This window comes from Geobacillus sp. FSL K6-0789, assembly GCF_038593135.1.
Taxonomy (GTDB): domain Bacteria; phylum Bacillota; class Bacilli; order Bacillales; family Anoxybacillaceae; genus Geobacillus; species Geobacillus stearothermophilus.
Genome location: NZ_CP151966.1, coordinates 1,159,133 through 1,180,714 on the forward strand (window position 1 = coordinate 1,159,133; position 21,582 = coordinate 1,180,714).

General features: G+C 54.4%; 18 protein-coding genes. 17 read left to right on the top strand and 1 reads right to left on the bottom strand.

Annotated features, from left to right (window positions below):
• Window positions 1–41 precede the first annotated feature (41 nt).
• The 3 genes from pnp to NSQ51_RS06135 all read left to right on the top strand — a co-directional run bounded on the left by pnp (window position 42) and on the right by NSQ51_RS06135 (window position 4,507).
• Window positions 42–2,201 carry a polyribonucleotide nucleotidyltransferase gene (pnp, locus tag NSQ51_RS06125; protein ID WP_033016835.1) on the top strand — a complete coding sequence of 720 codons (2,160 nt, stop codon included), beginning with the start codon at window positions 42–44 and terminating at the stop codon, window positions 2,199–2,201.
• A gap of 88 nt (window positions 2,202–2,289) precedes the next feature.
• A complete protein-coding gene (locus NSQ51_RS06130; protein WP_049624698.1) occupies window positions 2,290–3,273 on the top strand; it encodes a polysaccharide deacetylase family protein in 984 nt (327 codons plus the stop codon).
• Complete coding sequence (locus NSQ51_RS06135; protein WP_033016833.1) at window positions 3,260–4,507, top strand: pitrilysin family protein; 1,248 nt, start codon at window positions 3,260–3,262, stop codon at window positions 4,505–4,507. Before NSQ51_RS06130 ends, NSQ51_RS06135 begins: the two co-directional genes overlap by 14 nt.
• A 71-nt stretch (window positions 4,508–4,578) precedes the next feature.
• On the opposite strand, the gene NSQ51_RS06140 is transcribed toward NSQ51_RS06135, so the two are convergent.
• Window positions 4,579–4,821, bottom strand: a complete 243-nt coding sequence (locus tag NSQ51_RS06140; protein WP_033008066.1) for a YlmC/YmxH family sporulation protein — start codon at window positions 4,819–4,821, stop codon at window positions 4,579–4,581.
• A 179-nt stretch (window positions 4,822–5,000) separates the two neighbouring features.
• Between NSQ51_RS06140 and dpaA the strand changes: the two genes are divergently transcribed.
• From dpaA to NSQ51_RS06210, 14 genes are all read left to right on the top strand, one after another.
• Window positions 5,001–5,906 carry a dipicolinic acid synthetase subunit A gene (gene dpaA, locus NSQ51_RS06145; RefSeq protein ID WP_049624699.1) on the top strand — a complete coding sequence of 302 codons (906 nt, stop codon included), beginning with the start codon at window positions 5,001–5,003 and terminating at the stop codon, window positions 5,904–5,906.
• On the top strand, window positions 5,903–6,511 hold the full coding sequence (locus tag NSQ51_RS06150; RefSeq protein WP_033016831.1) for a dipicolinate synthase subunit B: 609 nt from the start codon (window positions 5,903–5,905) through the stop codon (window positions 6,509–6,511). The genes dpaA and NSQ51_RS06150 overlap by 4 nt, the downstream gene beginning before the upstream one ends.
• 120 nt (window positions 6,512–6,631) lie before the next feature.
• Window positions 6,632–7,675 carry an aspartate-semialdehyde dehydrogenase gene (gene asd / locus NSQ51_RS06155; RefSeq protein ID WP_033008061.1) on the top strand — a complete coding sequence of 348 codons (1,044 nt, stop codon included), beginning with the start codon at window positions 6,632–6,634 and terminating at the stop codon, window positions 7,673–7,675.
• A 19-nt stretch (window positions 7,676–7,694) separates the two neighbouring features.
• Window positions 7,695–8,924, top strand: a complete 1,230-nt coding sequence (gene dapG / locus NSQ51_RS06160; RefSeq protein ID WP_053532331.1) for an aspartate kinase — start codon at window positions 7,695–7,697, stop codon at window positions 8,922–8,924.
• A 31-nt stretch (window positions 8,925–8,955) separates the two neighbouring features.
• The gene (gene dapA, locus NSQ51_RS06165; RefSeq protein ID WP_033008058.1) at window positions 8,956–9,825 is read left to right on the top strand and encodes a 4-hydroxy-tetrahydrodipicolinate synthase; all 870 of its coding nucleotides are present in this window, start codon (window positions 8,956–8,958) and stop codon (window positions 9,823–9,825) included.
• Between the two features lie 178 nt (window positions 9,826–10,003).
• Entirely contained in the window at window positions 10,004–11,674 is a 1,671-nt protein-coding gene (locus tag NSQ51_RS06170; protein ID WP_033016829.1) for a ribonuclease J, read from the top strand.
• A 115-nt stretch (window positions 11,675–11,789) separates the two neighbouring features.
• Entirely contained in the window at window positions 11,790–12,527 is a 738-nt protein-coding gene (locus NSQ51_RS06175) for a ClpP family protease (RefSeq protein WP_033016828.1), read from the top strand.
• Window positions 12,524–12,748, top strand: coding sequence for a YlzJ-like family protein (locus NSQ51_RS06180; protein WP_033008053.1), 225 nt, complete (start codon window positions 12,524–12,526; stop codon window positions 12,746–12,748). The genes NSQ51_RS06175 and NSQ51_RS06180 overlap by 4 nt, the downstream gene beginning before the upstream one ends.
• Window positions 12,749–12,855: 107 nt before the next feature.
• Window positions 12,856–15,180, top strand: coding sequence for a DNA translocase FtsK (locus NSQ51_RS06185; protein WP_033016827.1), 2,325 nt, complete (start codon window positions 12,856–12,858; stop codon window positions 15,178–15,180).
• A 320-nt stretch (window positions 15,181–15,500) separates the two neighbouring features.
• Window positions 15,501–16,232 (top strand): GntR family transcriptional regulator, encoded by a 732-nt coding sequence (locus tag NSQ51_RS06190; protein WP_049624716.1) that lies wholly within the window; start codon window positions 15,501–15,503, stop codon window positions 16,230–16,232.
• A gap of 84 nt (window positions 16,233–16,316) precedes the next feature.
• A complete protein-coding gene (locus NSQ51_RS06195; RefSeq protein ID WP_049624701.1) occupies window positions 16,317–17,408 on the top strand; it encodes a BMP family protein in 1,092 nt (363 codons plus the stop codon).
• A gap of 525 nt (window positions 17,409–17,933) precedes the next feature.
• A complete protein-coding gene (locus NSQ51_RS06200; RefSeq protein WP_049624702.1) occupies window positions 17,934–19,460 on the top strand; it encodes an ABC transporter ATP-binding protein in 1,527 nt (508 codons plus the stop codon).
• A complete protein-coding gene (locus tag NSQ51_RS06205) occupies window positions 19,460–20,506 on the top strand; it encodes an ABC transporter permease (protein WP_044741264.1) in 1,047 nt (348 codons plus the stop codon). Before NSQ51_RS06200 ends, NSQ51_RS06205 begins: the two co-directional genes overlap by 1 nt.
• A complete protein-coding gene (locus tag NSQ51_RS06210; protein WP_049624703.1) occupies window positions 20,507–21,466 on the top strand; it encodes an ABC transporter permease in 960 nt (319 codons plus the stop codon). It begins immediately after the preceding gene.
• The last annotated feature ends 116 nt before the right edge of the window (window positions 21,467–21,582 follow it).

Below are 21,582 nucleotides of genomic sequence, written 5' to 3' on the forward strand. Positions count from 1 at the left end.
AGATCCCTTATTTTTGTACATAGAGAGGAGTACTCGTCTGTATGGAACAAGAGAAACGCGTGTTTTCCATCGATGTGGCTGGACGCCCGCTCGTCATTGAAACCGGCGAACTGGCAAAACAGGCGAACGGGGCGGCGCTCGTCCGCTACGGCGATACGGTGGTGCTGAGCACGGCCACCGCATCGCGGGAAGCGAAAAATGTGGACTTTTTCCCGCTGACGGTCAACTACGAGGAGCGGCTGTACGCGGTCGGGAAAATTCCGGGCGGGTTTATTAAACGGGAAGGCCGCCCAAGCGAGAAAGCGATTTTGGCGAGCCGGCTCATCGACCGGCCGATCCGCCCGTTGTTTGCCGAAGGATTCCGCAACGAAGTGCAAGTCGTATCGATGGTCATGAGCGTCGACCAAGACTGCTCCCCGGAAGTGGCGGCGTTGATCGGTGCGTCTACGGCGTTGACGATTTCCGACATTCCGTTTGAAGGACCGATCGCCGGTGTCATCGTCGGCCGCGTCGATGGCCAGTTTGTCATCAATCCGACGGTCGAGCAGATGGAAAAAAGCGATCTGCATCTTGTCGTCGCTGGGACGAAAGATGCCATCAACATGGTCGAAGCCGGCGCGGATGAAGTGCCGGAAGAAGTGATGCTCGAAGCGATCATGTTCGGCCACGAAGAAGTCAAGCGGCTCATTGCTTTCCAAGAGGAAATTGCCGCCCAGGTCGGCAAAGAAAAAATGGAAGTCGTCTTGTATGAACCCGATCCTGAGTTGGAGGCGGAAATCCGCCAACTTGCGGAAGCAGATATTAAGCGGGCGGTGCAAGTGCCGGAAAAACTGGCGCGCGATGCTGCCATCGAGGATGTAAAAGCGGGCGTCATCGCCAAGTACGAAGCGGAAGAGGCGGATGAAGAGAAGCTGAAGCAAGTGCAGGAAATTTTGCACAAGCTTGTGAAAGAAGAAGTGCGCCGTTTGATTACAGTTGAGAAAATCCGTCCGGACGGGCGCAAAGTCGATGAAATCCGCCCGCTGTCGTCGGCGGTCGGCGTCTTGCCGCGCACGCACGGGTCGGGCTTGTTTACGCGCGGCCAAACGCAAGTGTTGAGCGTTTGTACGCTCGGGGCGCTCGGCGATGTACAAATTTTGGACGGGCTTGATTTGGAAGAATCGAAACGGTTCATGCATCATTACAACTTCCCGCCGTTTTCCGTCGGCGAAACCGGGCCGATGCGCGGGCCGGGGCGGCGCGAAATCGGACACGGCGCGCTTGGGGAGCGGGCGTTGGAGCCGGTCGTGCCGTCGGAGCGCGAGTTTCCGTACACGATCCGCCTCGTTTCGGAAGTGCTCGAGTCAAACGGATCGACATCGCAGGCGAGCATTTGCGCGAGCACACTGGCGATGATGGATGCCGGGGTGCCGATTAAAGCGCCGGTCGCCGGCATTGCCATGGGGCTGGTGAAACAAGACGATCATTACACAATTTTGACCGACATTCAAGGCATTGAAGACCATCTCGGCGATATGGACTTCAAAGTCGCCGGCACGAGAAAAGGCGTCACCGCCCTGCAAATGGACATTAAAATTAAAGGGCTGACGCGCGACATTTTGGAAGAGGCGCTCATGCAGGCGCGCAAAGGGCGCTTGGAAATTTTGGACCATATGATGCAAACGCTCAGCGAGCCGCGCAAAGAGCTGTCCAAATATGCGCCGAAAATTTTGATCATGCACATCAATCCGGATAAAATCCGCGAGGTCATTGGGCCGAGCGGCAAACAAATCAATAAAATCATCGATGAAACCGGCGTGAAAATCGATATCGAGCAAGACGGCACGATTTTCATCTCCTCTGTCGATGAAGCGGCCAACCAAAAAGCAAAGCAAATCATCGAAGACATCGTCCGCGAAGTCGAAGTGGGGGAAGTGTATTTGGGCAAGGTGAAACGGATCGAAAAATTCGGCGCGTTCGTCGAGCTGTTCAACGGCAAGGACGGGCTCGTCCACATTTCCGAGCTGGCCGAGGAGCGGGTCGGCAAAGTGGAAGATGTCGTGTCGATCGGCGATGAAATTTTGGTGAAGGTGACCGAAATCGATAAACAAGGGCGCGTCAACTTGTCGCGCAAAGCGGTGTTGCGCGAGCAGCGCGGCATTGCCGAGCCGCCGCGGGAAAAACGCGGAAGACGGCCGGAGCGCCAACGCATGAAGCCTTAGGAATTTGTTTCTTAAGGCTCTTTTGCTATGTTCTAACTTGTCTCCCGTAGACATATGGTTGTAGTAGTGAAAAAGGAGGGGGACAAGGGTGAACAACGGCTATGCCCGATACATGGCGCTAGCGGTCATGTTTCTCATCGCTTGGATGGCGGTTCAGTGGCCTCCGGTCGGCGGCTACATCGAGAGCTGGCGCCCAGTGGAAATGACCGCCATGAAAGAACGCGACAAACTGTACGAGACGATTGTCAAGCAGGCGAAGCAATACGAAATTCCCGCCCAGGATGCGGTCATTGATAAAGTGTGGAAGGCGACGCCGGGGTACAACGGGCTCGCTGTCGATATTGACGCCTCTTATGAAAACATGAAGAAAACGGGAACGTTCGATGAACGAAAACTCGTGTTCCGCCAAGTGCCGCCGCGCGTTCATTTGGATGACTTGCCGCCGGCGCCGATCTATCGCGGCCACCCCGACAAACCGATGGTCTCGCTGCTCATCAACGTGGCCTGGGGGGAAGAATACATCCCCGATATGCTTGAGACGTTGAAAAAACACGGGGTGAAGGCGACGTTCTTTTTGGAAGGGCGATGGGTAAAAAACCATCCGGAGATGGCAAAAATGATAGCAGATGCCGGCCATGAAATCGGCAACCATTCCTACAGCCATCCGGATATGAAAACGCTCAGCAGCGAAGCGGTCCGCCGCGAACTGGAAAAGACGAATGAAGTCATTGAAGCGGCGACGTCGGTCAAATGCAAATGGTTTGCCCCGCCGAGCGGCAGCTACCGTGATGACGTCGTCAACATCGCCGCCGAGCTCGGCATGAAGACGATCATGTGGAGCGTTGATACAATTGATTGGCAAAAACCGTCGCCATCTGCTATAGTGAAACGGGTAACATCAAAAATCCATCCCGGCGCCATGATTTTGATGCATCCGACGATGCCGACGGCGGCCGCACTCGATGAGCTGATCGCCTCGATCAAGCGGAAAGGCTATGCCATCGGCAGCCTGACAGCCTTATTCGACGAGAAAAGACTGGCCAAAAAACAGGAGGAACATGGAGTTGATTAACAAGTACACGTGCAAAAACGGCGTGCGAATCGTGCTGGAGCAAATTCCGACTGTAAGGTCGGTGGCCATCGGCGTATGGATCGGCACAGGTTCGCGCAATGAGACGGAACAAAACAACGGCATTTCCCACTTTTTAGAGCACATGTTTTTTAAAGGGACGGCAACGCGCACGGCCCGGGATATCGCCGAAGCGTTTGACAGCATCGGCGGGCAAGTGAACGCCTTTACGTCGAAAGAGTATACGTGCTATTACGCCAAAGTGTTGGACGAACATGCACCGCTCGCGTTGGAAATGCTTGCCGATATGTTTTTTCACTCGACGTTCGTTGAGGATGAGCTGCAAAAAGAGCGGAACGTGGTGCTTGAGGAAATCAAAATGTACGAAGACACGCCGGATGACATCGTCCACGATTTGCTCGGCAAGGCATGCTATGCGGGTCATCCGCTCGGCTACCCGATTTTAGGAACGGAAGAGACGTTGCGCACGTTTACGGGGGACACGTTGCGCCAATATATGGCCGACTACTATACTCCGGATCGCGTTGTCGTTTCCGTTGCCGGCAATGTCGATGAGCGGTTTATCACTGAAGTCGAACGTTATTTCGGCTCGTTCACTGCGTCCCGCAAGCCCGCTCCGTCAGGGACGCCGACGTTTGTGCCGCAAAAGCTCGCGCGCAAAAAAGACACGGAGCAGGCGCACGTATGCATCGGGTTCAACGGCCTGCCGGTCGGCCACCCGGATGCGTATCCGCTTCTGATCCTCAACAATATTTTAGGCGGCAGCATGAGCAGCCGGCTGTTTCAAGAAGTGCGCGAACAGCGCGGATTGGCGTATTCGGTGTTCTCGTACCATTCCGCCTACCAAGACAGCGGCTTGCTCGCCATTTACGCCGGCACGGGGAGCAGCCAGCTTGACGTTTTGTTTGAAACGATCCAACGGACGCTGCGCCAGTTGAAAGAAGACGGTATTACGGAAAAAGAGCTGCATAACAGCAAAGAACAGATGAAAGGAAGCTTGATGCTTGGGCTTGAAAGCACGAACAGCCGCATGAGCCGCAACGGCAAAAACGAACTTCTTCTCGGCCGCCATCGGTCGCTTGACGAGATTATCGAGGAAATTGAAAGCGTCACGGTGGAAAAAGTGAATGAGCTGGCGCGCACCGTTTTTACCGATGATTACGCGCTCGCCTTAATCAGCCCGGATGGCGTGCTGCCGCGCCCGCTTCGATCGTAGCCGCCTGTCGGGCATAAAAAAAGCTAACGACCCGTTGTGAGGTTGTTAGCTTTTTTCGTTTGGCGCGCCCGTCATTCTTGTTCCGGAGCGTCGATCATCACCATATCGGCGCCGATTTTGCGAATATACTTCCACGGCACGCGAATTTCCTGCCCGTCTTTGCGAAACCCGAACCATTTTCCAGTCGGGATGAGCAACGCTTCGATTTGCCCTGTTTGCTCGTTGATTTCCAAATCCGTTTGCCCAAGCACCCCAAGCCGCTCCGCCCGCCGCACATCGACGATTTCTTTGCCGCTTAATTCACTCAGCCTCACGCTGATTCCCCCTTCCCCCTTCCCTCTTCCCTACTTCTATTGTAAGAAACGGGCGGGCAAAAAATGCCGCCCGCCAATGGCCTATTTTTCCGCCAAGAGCATTCACCTATATTTTTCTTCCAACATAAGATGGGAAAAGAAACGGAGCAGTTTGCCAGTAAAGAAGGTGACGAGGACATATGATGCTGACAGGAATGCATGTCGCCATCATCGGCGGTGATGCGCGGCAACTTGAAGTGATTCGCAAGCTTGTTGAACTGGACGCCAAATTGTCGCTTGTCGGCTTTGACCAGCTCGCCCACCATTTTACCGGGGCGACGAAGATGTCGATCGAGGAGGTCGATTTTGCCGACCTGGATGCGATCATTTTGCCGGTTCACGGCACGACATTGGATGGCAAGGTCAACAGCGTGTTTTCCCACGAACCGATTCCGTTCACGGAAGAGATGGTGCAAAAAACAGCCAAGCGGTGCACCGTTTATTCCGGCATCAGCAACTCGTATTTAGACGAACTGATGAAAAAGACCGGGCGCAAATACATCCAGCTGTTTGAGCGCGATGATGTCGCCATTTACAACTCGATCCCAACCGCTGAAGGAACGGTGATGATGGTGATCCAGCACACCGATTTTACGATTCACGGTTCCCGCATCGCCGTTTTAGGATTGGGGCGCGTCGGCATGACCGTCGCCCGGACATTTGCCGCTTTGGGGGCAAAAGTGAAAGTCGGGGCGCGCCGGTCGGAACATTTGGCCCGCATTACGGAAATGGGGCTTGAACCGTTTCATTTAAATGATTTGGAAAAAGAAGTGCGCGATATCGACGTTTGTGTTAACACCGTCCCCCATTTGATTGTAACGGCGAGCGTCATCGCGAAAATGCCGGCCCATACGCTGATCATCGATTTGGCGTCAAAGCCGGGCGGCACCGATTTTCGCTATGCTGAAAAGCGCGGAGTGAAAGCCATCTTGGCGCCTGGGCTGCCGGGGGTCGTCGCGCCGAAAACGGCCGGACAAATTATCGCCAACGTCTTGGCGCAGCTTTTGTATCAAGATTTACAGAAACGGAAGGAGAATAAACAATGAGCGAAAAAAGCCTGAAGGGGAAGCGGATCGGCTTCGGCCTGACTGGATCGCACTGCACGTATGACGCTGTGTTCCCGGAAATTGAAAAACTCGTGAATGAAGGGGCGGAGGTGCTGCCAATCGTCACGTATACGGTGAAGACGACGAACACCCGGTTTGGCGAAGGGGAAGAGTGGGTGAAAAAACTCGAGCAATTGACCGGGAACGAGGTGATTGACACGATCGTCAAGGCTGAACCGCTCGGGCCGAAAATCCCGCTCGACTGCATGGTCATCGCGCCGCTGACCGGCAACTCGATGAGCAAGCTGGCAAACGCCATGACCGATTCACCGGTGTTGATGGCCGCCAAGGCGACGATGCGCAACCACCGCCCGGTCGTGCTCGGCATTTCCACGAATGACGCCCTCGGCCTAAACGGCGTCAATTTGATGCGGCTGATGGCGGCGAAAAACATTTACTTCATCCCGTTTGGCCAAGATGCTCCGCACGCCAAACCGAACTCGATGGTGGCGCGCATGACGCTCCTGCATGACACTGTGCTTGCCGCCTTGGAAGGAAAGCAGCTGCAGCCAGTTGTGATCGAACGGTTCCGTTACAACGACTAACGGAGGGTGTGGAAAATCGACACCGGACAGAAAAATTTTCTCTCGTCCGCAGCGGAATGTGATAAAATAAAGACTATGAATTCATCTCTTTAGAGTGACGATGTGGAAGGAGAATGGCTGATGGCTGAAAAACAATACCATGTCGCTGTCGTCGGAGCCACGGGGGCAGTCGGACAACAAATGGTGCGGACGCTTGAAGACCGGAACTTCCCGGTCGGAACATTAACGTTGTTATCGTCAGAACGCTCGGCTGGCAAAAAAATGCGCTTCCGCGGCAGAGAGATTGAAGTGCAGGCCGCCGCGCCCGAGCGCTTTGATGGGGTTGATATCGCCTTATTCAGCGCTGGCGGCGCAGTGTCGAAAGCATTGGCGCCGGAGGCGGTTCGGCGCGGGGCGATTGTCATCGACAACACGAGCGCATTCCGGATGGAGGAAAACGTGCCGCTTGTCGTCCCGGAAGTGAACGAAAGCGATTTGACATGGCATAACGGCATCATCGCCAATCCGAACTGCTCGACGATTCAAATGGTCGTGGCGCTTGAGCCGATTCGGAAGGCGTTCGGCTTATCCCGCGTCATCGTTTCCACGTACCAGGCCGTCTCGGGAGCAGGGGCGCAGGCGATTGAAGAGCTGTACGAGCAGACGAAAGCGGTGCTTGACAATAAGCCGTTCGAGGCAACCATTTTGCCGGTCAAATCGGACCGGAAGCATTACCCAATCGCGTTTAACGCCATTCCGCAAATCGATAAGTTTCAAGATAACGGGTTTACGTTCGAAGAGATGAAAATGATCAACGAAACGAAAAAAATCATGCATATGCCCGAGCTGAGCGTCGCGGCGACGTGCGTACGCATTCCGGTGGCGAGCGGGCATTCGGAGTCGGTGTATATCGAGATTGAGCAAGACGGCGTCACGGCTGCCGATTTGCAAGCGGTGCTGCGCGAGGCGCCGGGCGTCGTTCTCCAAGACGATCCGAGCGAACAGCTGTATCCGATGCCGGCCAACTGCGTCGGCCAATACGACGTCTTTGTCGGCCGCATCCGCCGCGATTTGGACAACAGCCGCGCCTTTCATTTATGGATTGTTGCCGACAACTTGCTAAAAGGGGCTGCTTCAAATTCCGTGCAAATTGCCGAAAGTTTGCTGAAGCTCGGGCTCATTTAACGAGTATCGGGGTGTTATCATGAAAATCATTGTTCAAAAGTTCGGCGGCACGTCCGTCCGCGACGAACGCGGGCGAAACTTGGCGCGCCGCCATATTGAAAACGCGCTTGAAGATGGGTACAAAGTCGTCGTCGTTGTATCAGCGATGGGCCGCCAAGGCGATCCGTATGCGACCGACACGCTTCTTGGCTTGATCGGCGGAGCCCGTCACCATGTGACGAAGCGCGAGCAAGATATGCTTATGGCGTGCGGGGAAATCATTTCGAGCGTCGTGTTCAGCAACTTGCTGAACGAACACGGCATCAAGGCGACGGCGTTTACCGGCGCGCAAGCCGGATTTCGCACGACCAGTGATCATACGAACGCCAAAATTGTTGAAATGCGCTGCGAACGGTTGCTTGAAGCGCTTCGGGAATACGACGTCGTCGTCGTCGCCGGCTTTCAAGGCATGGCGGAAAACGGAGACATCACAACGCTCGGGCGCGGCGGGAGCGATACATCGGCCGCGGCGCTCGGCGCGGCGCTAAACGCCGAGTGGGTTGACATTTTTACCGATGTCGATGGCGTGATGACGGCCGACCCGCGTATTGTCGAAAATGCTCGGCCGTTGGAAGTTGTCACCTATACGGAAATTTGCAATATGGCGTACCAAGGGGCGAAAGTGATCCATCCGCGCGCGGTGGAAATCGCCATGCAGGCGAAAGTACCGCTGCGCATCCGTTCAACGTATTCCGATGGGCCAGGGACGCTCGTTACGTCATCGGTGCGCGGTCAAAGAGGAAGCGATGTGAAAGAGCGTCTCGTCACGGGCATTACGTACGTCGCCAATGTGACGCAAATGAAAGTGTTGGCAAAAGAAGGGCATTATGAACTGCAGTCGGATGTATTTCAGGCGATGGCTCACGAAGGAATCAGCGTCGACTTTATCAACATTTCACCGTACGGCGTCGTCTATACGGTGAGCGGAGATATGACGGAAAAAGCGATAGCCGCTTTGCGCCGCATTGGCTATGATCCGGTTGTGACGCCCCGCTGCGCCAAAGTGTCGGTCGTTGGCGCCGGCATTGCCGGTGTGCCAGGAGTAACGGCCAAAATCGTCACCGCTCTATCGGAGCAAGGCATTCAAATTTTGCAATCGGCAGACAGCCATACGACCATTTGGGTATTAGTCAAACAAGACGATATGGAAAAGGCCGTCAATGCCTTGCACGACGCCTTTTGCTTGTCCGAGGCCAAACAGGACGAATGATCAACCGATTTGAAAATGAGGAGTGAAAACCGTGGTTCAGTTCGGGAATGTCGTCACTGCGATGGTCACTCCCTTTGACCGAAAAGGAAACTTAGATTTAGCGAAAACGACAGAACTCGTCAACTATTTGCTTGACAACGGCACGGATGCGCTTGTTGTCGCAGGCACGACCGGCGAATCGCCGACGTTGACGACGGAAGAGAAAGTCGCACTGTTCCGCCATGTCGTTTCCGTCGTCAATGGCCGCGTGCCGGTTATTGCTGGGACGGGAACGAACAATACGCGCGCCTCGATCGAGCTGACGAAACGGGCGGAAGAAGCAGGCGTCGACGCTGTCATGCTTGTGGCGCCATATTACAACAAACCGAATCAAGAAGGGCTGTATCAGCATTTTAAAGCGATCGCTGAGAGCACGCCGCTGCCGGTCATGTTGTACAACGTGCCGGGGCGCACGTCGGTCAACCTCGCTCCTGAGACCGTCATTCGGCTGGCAGCGATTCCGAATATTGTCGCGGTCAAAGAAGCCGGCGGCAATTTAGAAGCGATGGCGGAAATCATTGAACGCACGCCGGACGATTTTCAACTGTATAGCGGCGATGACAGCTTGACGCTGCCGGTGTTGGCGATCGGCGGCGCCGGCGTGGTTTCTGTTGCATCGCACATCATCGGCAACGAAATGCAACAAATGATTCGTGCATTCCAGGCCGGCGACCATCAAGCCGCCGCCGCGTTGCACCGGAAATGGCTGCCGCTCATGAAAGGGCTGTTCGCTGCGCCGAGCCCGGTGCCGGTGAAAACCGCCCTGCAGTTGCGCGGCTTGGATGTCGGCTCGGTGCGCCTTCCGCTCGTTCCGCTCACCGAGCAGGAGCGAAACGAGCTCAGCCGTCTGCTTGATGCTTGATGGCCATATTCGTGCAGCAAATGACCCCAGCGTCGGTTCGGACGTTGGGGCTTTTTTGTCGAGACGGTGAAATGCGCCGGCTCGTTCATGAACCATCTTGTGTTTTTTGGCATCAATTCGTTATAATAAAGGCAAGTGACTTTGAGCGGGTTAGCATCACAATTGGGAGGACGCAGCCTTGAAATCCAAAATAAAGCCAGTAGAGAAAATACGCATTTTTGCCCTTGGGGGAGTCGGGGAAATCGGCAAAAACATGTATGTCGTCGAATTGGACGAGGACATTTTCGTCCTCGATGCCGGGGTGATGTTCCCGGAAGATGAGATGTTTGGCATTGACAAAGTCATCCCGGACATTGCCTACTTAATTGAACGGCAGCACCGCATTCAGGCGATTTTTCTCACTCACGGGCATGAGGAGCATATGGGAGCGATCGCCTACGTGCTCAAGCAGCTGTCTGTGCCAGTCTACGGGACGAAGCTGACGCTCGGGTTGGCGGAAGCGATTTTAAAAGAGCAAGGCATTGCAAACGCCAAACTGAATGAAATTCATCCTGACGCTGAACTGCTGTTTGACAAAGCAAAAGTGACGTTTTTCCGCACGATCCACAGCATCCCCGATTCCATCGGCATCAGCCTGCATACATCGCAAGGGGCGATCGTGTACACGAGCGATTTTAAATTTGACCAGACGCCGTATGGCAATAATCGCGCCGACTTGGGGAAAATGGCGCAAATCGGCGAACAAGGGGTGCTTTGTCTTTTGTCGGACAGCACGAATGCCGAGCGTCCGGGCTACAGCGGCTCTGATACAGCCGTCGCCCATGAGATTGCAGATGTGATCGGCCACGCGAAAGGGCGCGTGTTTGTCGCCTGCTATGCTTCGAACATTACGCGCATCCAACAAGTGCTTTACGCCGCCAAGCAGTACGGGCGCAAGGTGGCGGTGATCGGCAAAACGCTGCATAAAATTATGGACATCGCCGTCCGCCTCGGTTATTTGCATCTGCCGGATAAGGTGACGATTTCTGCCTACGACTTGGACCGCTATGGGGATGATGAACTCGTCATTTTGACGACCGGGGGTCATGGCGAGCCGATGAGCGCGCTTTGGCGCATGGCGCGGCAGGCGAACAAGCAGGTGAACATTAAAGAAGGAGACACCGTCATCGTCGCTGCTTCTGTCATGCCGGGGTATGAGCTTGGGTTTTCGAAAACGATCGACGCCCTATACCGGGCTGGGGCGAACGTCATTTACCACAATCGGCAAGTGCACGTGTCCGGGCACGGCTGCCAAGAAGAGCTTAAGCTCATGCTTAATTTGATGAAGCCGAAATATTTCATCCCGGTGCATGGGGAGTACCGAATGCAAAAGGCGCACGCCCGGTTGGCGAAGGCGGTCGGCATCTCGGAAGAGCGGACGTTTTTGCTTGACAAAGGTGAAGTGGTCGAATTTCGCGGCGGAGCCGCCCGCCCTGGCGGTAAAGTGCCGTACGGCAACATTTTAATCGATGGCCTCGGCATCGGCGACGTCGGCAACATTGTGTTGCGCGACAGGCGTTTGTTGTCGCAGGACGGCATTTTGATCGCCGTGGTGACACTAAACAAAGAAGCGAAAACGATTGCTGCTGGACCGGAAATCATATCGCGCGGATTCGTTTATATGCGCGAGGCGGAGACGCTGTTGGAAGAGGCTGAGCAAATGGTGTCGGAGATCATTAAGCGCTGTCTGGAATCATACATGCTGGAATGGTCATCGTTAAAGGCGAACATTCGCGAGGCGCTAAGCCAGTTTTTGTTTGAGAAAACGAAGCGAAAGCCGATGATTTTGCCGATTATTATGGAGGTATAACGCAATCATGCTCAAAGTCCAAGGGAAATGCTGGAAACGGTGAACCGTTGCCGGCATTTTTCTTTTTCTTTTCGGCCATACTAAACGTATGACCGATAGAAAGGAGAAGGAATCGATGGACAAGGAGCGTTACCTTCAGGAAGAGACGGAAGAAAAACCGGAAACGAAAACGGAAGAGGCCACTGCTACCATCACCCAGCTTGGGCAGACGAATGTCCCGCAAATGGAACCGGATACGAACATTCATTGTCTGACGATTGTCGGCCAAATTGAAGGTCATATTCAGCTGCCGCCGCAAAACAAGGCGACAAAATACGAACATGTGATCCCACAAATCGTCGCCATTGAGCAAAATCCGAAAATCGAAGGGCTGCTCGTCATTTTAAATACGGTCGGCGGTGATGTGGAGGCCGGGCTTGCGATTGCGGAAATGCTCGCTTCGCTGTCAAAACCGACCGTTTCCATCGTGCTTGGCGGCGGCCATTCGATCGGCGTGCCGATCGCCGTTTCGTGCAACTATTCGTTCATCACTGAGACGGCGACGATGACGATTCATCCGATCCGTTTGACGGGGCTTGTCATTGGCGTTCCGCAGACGTTTGAGTATTTGGATAAAATGCAGGAACGCGTCGTCCGCTTCGTAACGAAGCATTCCAACATTAGCGAGGAGAAGTTTAAAGAGCTCATGTTTTCCAAAGGCAATTTGACGCGCGACATCGGCACGAACGTCGTCGGTCCCGATGCGGTCCGGTACGGCTTGATCGATGAAGTGGGCGGTGTCTCACAGGCCATGGCGAAGCTGCGCCAGCTGATCGAAGCGAAAAAAGGCGGCGAAGGGAAGATGATCCAATGATTTTGTACACGATCATGCCGGAACATTTGGTGTTCCCGGTCGATGCGGCCGCGTATGAAAAGCAAAAGCTAGTGCATTACGAAGGCATCCCGTTGCTCGTCCAAATGACCGATACGGGCGAATATGAAATCGTGCAAAACTTAAGCACCAACCCCTATCATTTTTTAAACGCCAAGTATGCGCCAGGGGTGCGGTTTCCGGTTTCTGTCGCAACATCGTAATGAATTGTCAAGTTGTTCATGATATAATAATAGACAAACAGAAAAAAGCAGCCATTGTTGGCTGCTTTTTCCGGCTTGCCAATTCATTCATGTTGGAGTGAGCGATCATGGCGAAACGAAAGCGACAAAAAAAAGGAAAAACGCCAAAGAAACAGTCATGGACGGAGACAATTCGCTTTGAATTGATCGGTCTCGGGCTGCTGGCTGTTGCCGTTGTGGCGATGGCTCGCCTCGGGCTTGTCGGGGAAACATTCGTGCTTGTCGGCCGCTTTTTTTTCGGCGAATGGTACATGCTGTTAATAGGGGGAGTGTTCATTTTATCGCTCATCCTCATTTGGAAACAATCGTGGCCGTCATGGGCGAGCCGTCCGTTTGTCGGCGTGTCAGTCATCACAGCGGCGCTTTTGCTGCTAAGTCACGAGAAGTTATTTGAGCTCATGTCGCGGCGCGGTGAGCTTGATCCGAGCGTCATCCGGACGACGTGGGCGATGTTTTGGAACGAGGCGGGCGGAAAGGAGTCCCATGCCGACCTAGGCGGCGGAATGGCTGGCGCTCTGTTGTTTGCCGCCAGCTATCAGCTGTTTGATTCGCTCGGGACAAAATGGATTTGTTTTCTGCTGTTTGTAGTCGGCTTTGTCGTATTGACCGGGAAATCGCTGCGCGAAACGATCGGACAGATAGTTGTTGGGGCGGCCGCGCTTGTGCGGAAGGAATGGCTGGCGTTCGTCGCCGATGTGAAACAATGGCTCGCGGGGAGAAAACGGCGAGCGAGTGTAGAACGAGGCCGGCGTTCACGGCGGACGGCCGCCTATCCGGCCGAGGAATCGGCAGAAGCCGGGGCTGCTGAGGCGGACGACGAATTGCTTTCGCCGCCGCCGATCATATCCGATTTTGCCGCCGTCCGGGCGGCCGCCGAGCCGGAAGAAGAGAAACAGCTGCCTGTGGAAGATGACGACAGCGAAGGGGGGGCATCCCCGCCGTTGGCGTTTTCCGAGCATGAAAATGCCAATTACGATTTGCCGCCGCTTGAACTTCTCCGTCCGCCAAAGCCGGCTGGGCAGTCGACCGACCATGCGAATATTTATGCCAATGCGCGCAAGCTGGAAAAAACGTTCCAAAGCTTTGGCGTTAAAGCGAAAGTGACGCAGGTGCACCTTGGCCCGGCGGTGACAAAATATGAAGTGTACCCGGACGTCGGGGTGAAAGTAAGCAAAATCGTCAGCTTAAGCGACGACTTGGCGCTCGCCTTGGCGGCGAAAGACATCCGCATTGAAGCGCCCATCCCCGGAAAGTCCGCAATCGGCATCGAAGTGCCGAACGAGGAGATCGCCACCGTCTCGCTGCGCGAAGTGCTGGAGGCGGTCGAGCACACAAGGTCCGAATCCAAGCTGTTGATCCCGCTCGGGCGCGACATTTCCGGGGAAGTCGTTGCCGCCGAGTTGAACAAAATGCCGCATTTGTTGATCGCCGGCGCTACCGGGAGCGGGAAAAGCGTCTGTATCAACGGCATTATCGTCAGCCTGCTCATGCGCACCAAGCCCCATGAAGTGAAGTTGATGATGATTGACCCGAAAATGGTCGAGCTAAGCGTCTACAATGGCATTCCGCATCTGTTGACGCCGGTCGTCACCGATGCGAAAAAAGCGGCTCAAGCGCTGAAAAAAGTCGTCCAAGAAATGGAACGGCGCTACGAGCTATTTTCCCATACCGGCACGCGCAACATTGAAGGGTATAACGAGCATATCCGTCAGCAGAACGAAGCCGCGCTGGAGCAGCAGCCGCTTTTGCCATATATCGTCGTCATCATTGACGAACTGGCTGACTTGATGATGGTCGCTTCGTCAGATGTGGAAGAGGCGATCACTCGGTTGGCGCAAATGGCGCGCGCGGCCGGCATTCACTTGATCATCGCCACTCAACGCCCGTCGGTTGACGTTATCACGGGCGTCATTAAGGCCAACATTCCGTCACGCATCGCGTTCAGCGTCTCATCGCAAATTGACTCACGCACCATTCTCGATGTGGGCGGGGCGGAAAAACTTCTCGGCCGCGGCGACATGCTGTTTTTGCCCATGGGCGCGTCCAAACCGGTGCGCGTGCAAGGCGCATTTGTGTCCGATCAAGAAGTGGAAGACGTCGTCCAATTTGTCATCGGCCAGCAGCAGGCCCAATATTACGAGGAGATGATCGTACCGGAAGAGGAGGCGAACGCATCGGCCTTCGAAGACGACTTGTATGAAGAGGCCGTCCGCCTTGTTGTGGAAATGCAAAGCGCTTCTGTGTCGATGCTGCAGCGCCGCTTCCGCATTGGCTACAACCGCGCCGCCCGGCTGATCGACGCCATGGAGGAGCGAGGCGTCGTCGGTCCGTACGAAGGGAGCAAACCGCGCGCGGTTCTTTGGTCGAAAGAAGATTTGAAAAAGACGTCGTAGCACTCGGCGGAAAATGGGCCTCAGAGCATTTTGTCAGAAAAGCGCTGGCGTCACGAGGTTTTTCCATTGAACATGGGCTGAAATCAACAGTCTTTTGCGCTGCATCGCAAGCCCTGATCGCTAAGCAGGCAGGTCGATGCCACCTGCCTGCCAATCGTATGCCACATTGGAATCGCTTTCATAAACATATCTTTTTTTTCGACAAAATTTGATAACCCTATTTATTTGGCCAGTAAAAAATGATATAGTAGTCTCAGAAAGGTTATATGTCTAATGTCAGAGGTCTGACTCTTACAGGAGATCATGTGGAGGACGTTGTCATGTCAATCAAATCAGACAACCGCCATCTGTACTTGCAAGTCATCGACCGTTTGAAACACGATATTGAAACTGGCGTGTACAAAGAAAAGCAAAAGCTGCCGTCTGAGTTTGAGCTTGCCAAACAGCTTGGCGTCAGCCGGGCGACATTGAGGGAAGCGCTCAGGGTGCTGGAAGAAGAAAACATTATCATCCGCCGCCACGGCGTCGGAACGTTTGTCAACGCCCGGCCGCTGTTTACGTCCGGCATCGAGCAGCTCTCAATCGTCACGGACATGATCCGCCAAGCCGGACGAAAACCGGGAACGATTTTTTTGTCTTCTTCCATCCTGCTGCCGACAGAAGACGATATGCGCCGTTTTCAATGCCGCCCGGACGACGAGATTTTGTTGATCGAGCGGGTGCGCACCGCCGACGGGGAGCCGGTCGTCTATTGCCTCGATAAAATTTTGTGCAAGTATTTGCCAAAAGGCATTTCGTACGAACACGAATCGTTGTTTGAAAACTTGCACAACCAAACGCATCGCGACATCGCCTATGCAGTTGCGCGCATCGAGCCGCTCGGCTACCATGAAAAAGTGTCGCCGATTTTGCAATGCGACCCGGAAACGGCGCTGCTTGTGCTCAAGCAAATGCATTTCGATAAAAACGACGAGCCGATTTTTTATTCCGTCAACTACTTCCGCTCCGACAAGTTCAGCTTCCATGTCATGCGGAAGCGGTTCAGCTTTTAAGGGGGTGAAAATGGGTACATAGAAAGAGAGCGGAAGCTTTATACTAATTAAAGAACAAATTTTCAAGCCAGGGGGGCAGTGAATGTGAAAAAGCGAATCGGATTGGTGTTGTCCGTCCTGTTTGCCGCCGGCACGCTGCTTAGCGCCTGCGGACAAGCCGGCAACAATGCGGGAGGCGGCAATCAGAAAGATACGTTCAGTGTCGCCATGGTCACCGACGCCAGCGGCATTGACGACAAATCGTTCAACCAGTCGGCTTGGAAAGGGCTGCAAAAGTTCGGCAAAGACAACGGGTTAGAAAAAGGCCGCGGCGGCTACGACTACTTGCAGTCATCGAGCGACGCTGACTATGCCACGAACTTAAACAAGCTCGTGCGCAGCGACTTTGACTTGATTTTCGGCATCGGGTATTTGATGGGCGACGCGGTGAAAGAAGTCGCGAAGCAAAACCCGAAAAAACATTTCGCCATCGTCGACACGGTTGTTGATGAGCCCAATGTCGCCAGCATCACGTTCAAGGAGCATGAAGGCTCGTTCCTTGTCGGCGTTGTTGCCGGTTTGATGACGAAAACGAATAAAATCGGCTTTGTCGGTGGGATGGAGATTCCGTTGATCGAAAAATTCGAAAGCGGATTCCGCGCCGGCGTGAAAGCGGTCAATCCGAAGGCGACTGTGGAAGTGCAATACGCCGGGGCGTTCGACCAAGCGGATAAAGGGAAAGCGATCGCCTCGAGCATGTACGCGTCTGGCATCGACATCATCTACCATGCAGCTGGAGCGACTGGGAACGGCGTCTTCTCGGAAGCGAAAGATTTGAAGAAGAAAGATCCGAACCGCGAAATTTGGGTCATCGGTGTTGACAAAGACCAAGCGCCGGAGGGAGAAGTGAAAGTCGGCGGCAAAACGTACAACGTAACGCTCACTTCGATGGTGAAACGCGTCGACGTCGCTGTCTATGACACGGCGAAACGGGCGAAAGAGGGTGACTTCCCGGGCGGCAAAACGATTGAGTACGGGTTGCCGGAAAATGGGGTTGGCATTGCCCCGACGCAAGGCAACATTCCGGAGAACGTGTTAAAAACCGTTGACGAATGGAAGCAAAAAATCATCAAAGGCGAAGTGAAAGTTCCGACAAACCGGAAAGAGTACGAGCAATTCGCTGCGACGATCAAGTGACGAACAACGGCGAAGAAGGCTAGCGCGAGCCGCTAGCCTTCTTCAAAATCGTCAACTACCCCCACTTCGCTAACGCTTGAAGTGGGGGCCTGCCACTCCCCAGAAGTGCAAACGGACCTCGTCCTCCTTCCTTGACTTGGGGTTGCATCAGGGGGCAGGTTGACCGCTGCCCAACGACGCAGGTCATGCCTGCATCGTTGCCGATTCTCTCGGTGTGTCTGTTGGCAGTACTTGGCTTCCACACACAACAGACAGACCTGCGCTCGATGTTTGACGGCTACAACGTTTCCTGCAGCCAACCCCATACATCGAGCAGCCGTGATTGGAGTGCCTTTATTGAACGGTTTTCTCCACGTCTTTATTCGATCATACACAAAAGAAAGGGGGAACGCGCATTCCTCTCCCACTTACTCCCTTTGGTCGTTGAAGTGGGAGTCTCCTGCGCGAAATAGGATGAAGGGCGGCCGTTTCGCTGTCGCCTTTCATTTTGTGATTTTGACCTTGCTTGAGTAAGGAGTGAATCGCTTGGAATACGTGATTGAAATGCTCAATATCCGCAAAGTGTTTGGCACGTTTGTCGCCAATGACAACATTACGCTGCAAGTGAAAAAGGGGGAGATACACGCTCTGCTTGGCGAAAACGGGGCCGGCAAATCGACGCTCATGAACGTGCTGTTCGGTTTATACCAGCCGGACGGCGGCGAAATCCGTGTGAAAGGAAAGCCGGTGCGCATCACCGACCCGAACGTCGCCAACGATCTTGGCATCGGCATGGTGCATCAGCACTTTATGCTCGTCGATACGTTCACGGTGACGGAAAACATCATCTTAGGCAGCGAACCGACGCGGGTCGGAACGATCGATATGAAGCGGGCGGAGCGGGAAGTGCGCGAATTGTCGGAACGATATGGACTCGCGGTCGATCCAACAGCGAAGATCGCCGACATTTCCGTCGGCATGCAGCAGCGCGTGGAAATTTTAAAGACGCTTTACCGCGGCGCCGATATTTTGATTTTTGACGAACCGACAGCGGTGTTGACGCCGCAGGAAATCCGCGAGCTCATCCAAATTATGCGCACGCTCGTCCGCGAAGGAAAATCCATCATTTTAATTACACACAAACTTAAAGAAATTATGGAAGTGTGCGACCGCGTCACCGTCATCCGCCGCGGCAAAGGAATTGCGACGCTCAATGTGGCGGAGACGAATCCGAACGAACTGGCGGCGCTCATGGTCGGCCGCGAGGTGCAGTTTACGACCGCTAAGAAACCGGCTGAGCCGGGAAAACCGGTGTTGGAAATTAAAGACTTAGTCGTCAAGGACGCGCGCGGGATCAAAGCGGTCAACGGTTTGAACTTGACGGTGCACGCCGGCGAGATCGTCGGCATTGCTGGAGTTGACGGCAACGGCCAGACCGAGCTCATTGAAGCCATAACCGGGTTGATCAAAGCTGAATCAGGGACAATCCGCCTCAACGGCCGAGACATTACGAATTTGCCGCCGCGCAAAATCATCGAAGCCGGCGTCGGCCATATTCCGCAAGATCGGCATAAGCACGGGCTTGTCCTTGACTTTCCGATCGGCGAAAACATGGTGCTGCAAACCTACTATCAGCCGCCGTACTCGAAACGGGGTCTGTTGAATTTTCAAGCCATTTACGAAAAAGCGCGCCAGCTCATCCGCGAATTTGACGTGCGCACGCCGGATGAATATACGAAGGCGCGGGCGCTGTCGGGCGGAAACCAGCAAAAAGCGATCATTGGCCGCGAAGTTGACCGCGACCCGGATTTGTTGATCGCCGCCCAGCCGACAAGGGGGCTTGACGTCGGCGCGATCGAGTTTATCCATAAGCGGCTCATCGAACAGCGCGACCGCGGCAAAGCGGTGCTGCTCGTCTCATTTGAGCTCGATGAAGTCATGAACGTCAGCGACCGGATCGCCGTTATTTATGAGGGGAAAATTGTCGCCATCGTCGATCCGAAAGAGACGACGGAACAAGAGCTCGGGCTGCTGATGGCTGGAAGTAAACGGAAGGAAGCAGGTGTGTCGTGATGAAGTCAAACCGTCTCCAGCAATTGTTGATTCCTGTATTGGCCGTCTTGCTCGGCATGGCTGCCGGATCCATCGTCATGCTCGTGAGCGGCTACAACCCGATCGCTGGGTTTTACGCTCTCGTGTACGGGGCATTTGGCGATACGTACTATATCGGCGAAACGATCCGCCAGACGACGCCGTACATTTTAACCGGGTTGGCGGTGGCGTTTGCTTTTCGCACCGGCTTGTTTAACATCGGGGTCGAAGGGCAGCTGATCGTCGGCTGGCTGGCGGCCGTCTGGGTCGGCGTGTCGTTCGACTTGCCGAAAATCATCCATTTGCCGCTCGCCATTTTGGCGGCCGCCCTCGCCGGAGCGCTTTGGGGGCTGATCCCAGGCGTGCTAAAGGCGTATTTAAAAGTGCATGAAGTCATTATTACGATTATGATGAACTATATTGCTTTGCATGTAACGAACGCCATCATCCGTTCCGTTTTGTCCGATGAGGGATTTAAATCAAAGCCGGTGAAAGAAAGCGCATCGCTTCACTCCGACTTTTTTGATGCCATTACGTATCATTCCACCATGCATTACGGCATTTTCATCGCTGTCGCCGCCGCATTTGTCATGTGGTTTTTGCTTGAGCGGACGACGAAAGGGTTTGAGCTGCGGGCGGTCGGGTTCAACCAGCATGCCTCCCAGTATGCCGGCATGAACGTGCGCGCCAACATCATTTTAGCGATGGTCATCTCCGGCGCTTTTGCCGGCGTCGCCGGGGCGATGGAGGGGCTTGGCACATTTGGAAACATCTCGACGAAAGCCGGCTTTACCGGCCTCGGGTTTGACGGCATCGCCGTCGCCCTGATCGGCGGCAACAACGCGTTTGGCATTTTGCTCTCCGCCTTGTTGTTTGGCGCCTTAAAAGTCGGGGCGTTGGAAATGCCATCAAGCGCCGGCGTGCCGACCGAACTCGTCGATATTATTATCGCGCTCATCATTTTCTTTGTGGCATCGAGCTATATGATTCGCTGGCTGTTATCTCGCTGGCAAAAGGGGGCGGAGTAAGTGAGCATGTATGACGTGTTGCAGACGATTATCCCGACAGCGATTTTCTTTGCGGCTCCCCTCATTTTCACGGCGCTTGGCGGTGTGTTCAGCGAACGGTCCGGCGTCGTCAACATCGGGCTTGAAGGATTGATGACCATCGGCGCGTTTGTCGGCATCGTCTTTAATTTGACGTTTGCCGATCGGTTTGGCGAATGGACGCCGTGGCTTGCCTTATTGGCTGCCATGGTGGTCGGCGCTGTATTTTCCCTGCTGCACGCTGTCGCGTCGGTTACCTTTCGCGCCGACCAAGTCGTCAGCGGGGTGGCGATCAACTTTTTGGCGCTTGGCCTGTCGCTGTTTTTAGTCAAAAAAATGTACGGCAAAGGCCAGACCGACCAAATTCAAGTCGGGTTTGACAAAATCGATGTGCCGGTGTTGAGCGACATCCCGGTCATCGGCCCGCTGTTATTCTCCAATGCGTATGTGACGTCGTACATCGCCATTTTGTTGGCGTTTGTCTCTTGGTATGTGATTTATAAAACGCCGTTTGGCCTGCGGCTGCGTGCGGTCGGCGAACATCCGATGGCGGCGGATACGATGGGGATTCATGTCGCCAAAATGCGCTACATCGCCGTCATGATCAGCGGGGCGCTCGGCGGTTTGGGCGGTGCGGTATACGCGACGATCATTTCCCGCGATTTTAGCCATGCGACGATTTCTGGGCACGGATTTATGGCGCTCGCCGCCATGATTTTTGGCAAATGGCATCCGATCGGCGCGATGGGAGCGGCGCTCTTTTTCGGACTGGCGCAAAGCTTAAGCATTGTCGGGCAAACCATTCCGTTTTTGAAAAACGTTCCGACGGTTTACTTGCTCATCGCCCCGTACGTGCTCACCATTTTGGCGCTCGCCGGCTTCATCGGGCGGGCGGAGGCGCCGAAAGCGGCCGGCACGCCATATATCAAAGGGAAACGGTAGAACTTGCAGCTGTCCGGCGCAACCGGACAGCTGTTTTTCATTCCCATGATGGCAATGTTTCCAAGCGCATCGGACGAACTAGGCGGATTTGTTTGCATTTGTCGCTTGGCAACAGG

Excerpts from the sequence above, each read along its gene's own strand:
- pnp (WP_033016835.1), top strand. The coding sequence starts at position 42 with ATGGAACAAGAGAAACGCGTGTTTTCCATCGATGTGGCTGGACGCCCG.
- NSQ51_RS06135 (WP_033016833.1), top strand. The coding sequence starts at position 3,260 with ATGGAGTTGATTAACAAGTACACGTGCAAAAACGGCGTGCGAATCGTG.
- dpaA (WP_049624699.1), top strand. The coding sequence starts at position 5,001 with ATGATGCTGACAGGAATGCATGTCGCCATCATCGGCGGTGATGCGCGG.
- NSQ51_RS06150 (WP_033016831.1), top strand. The coding sequence starts at position 5,903 with ATGAGCGAAAAAAGCCTGAAGGGGAAGCGGATCGGCTTCGGCCTGACT.
- asd (WP_033008061.1), top strand. The coding sequence starts at position 6,632 with ATGGCTGAAAAACAATACCATGTCGCTGTCGTCGGAGCCACGGGGGCA.
- dapG (WP_053532331.1), top strand. The coding sequence starts at position 7,695 with ATGAAAATCATTGTTCAAAAGTTCGGCGGCACGTCCGTCCGCGACGAA.
- NSQ51_RS06175 (WP_033016828.1), top strand. The coding sequence starts at position 11,790 with ATGGACAAGGAGCGTTACCTTCAGGAAGAGACGGAAGAAAAACCGGAA.
- NSQ51_RS06180 (WP_033008053.1), top strand. The coding sequence starts at position 12,524 with ATGATTTTGTACACGATCATGCCGGAACATTTGGTGTTCCCGGTCGAT.
- NSQ51_RS06185 (WP_033016827.1), top strand. The coding sequence starts at position 12,856 with ATGGCGAAACGAAAGCGACAAAAAAAAGGAAAAACGCCAAAGAAACAG.
- NSQ51_RS06190 (WP_049624716.1), top strand. The coding sequence starts at position 15,501 with ATGTCAATCAAATCAGACAACCGCCATCTGTACTTGCAAGTCATCGAC.
- NSQ51_RS06205 (WP_044741264.1), top strand. The coding sequence starts at position 19,460 with ATGAAGTCAAACCGTCTCCAGCAATTGTTGATTCCTGTATTGGCCGTC.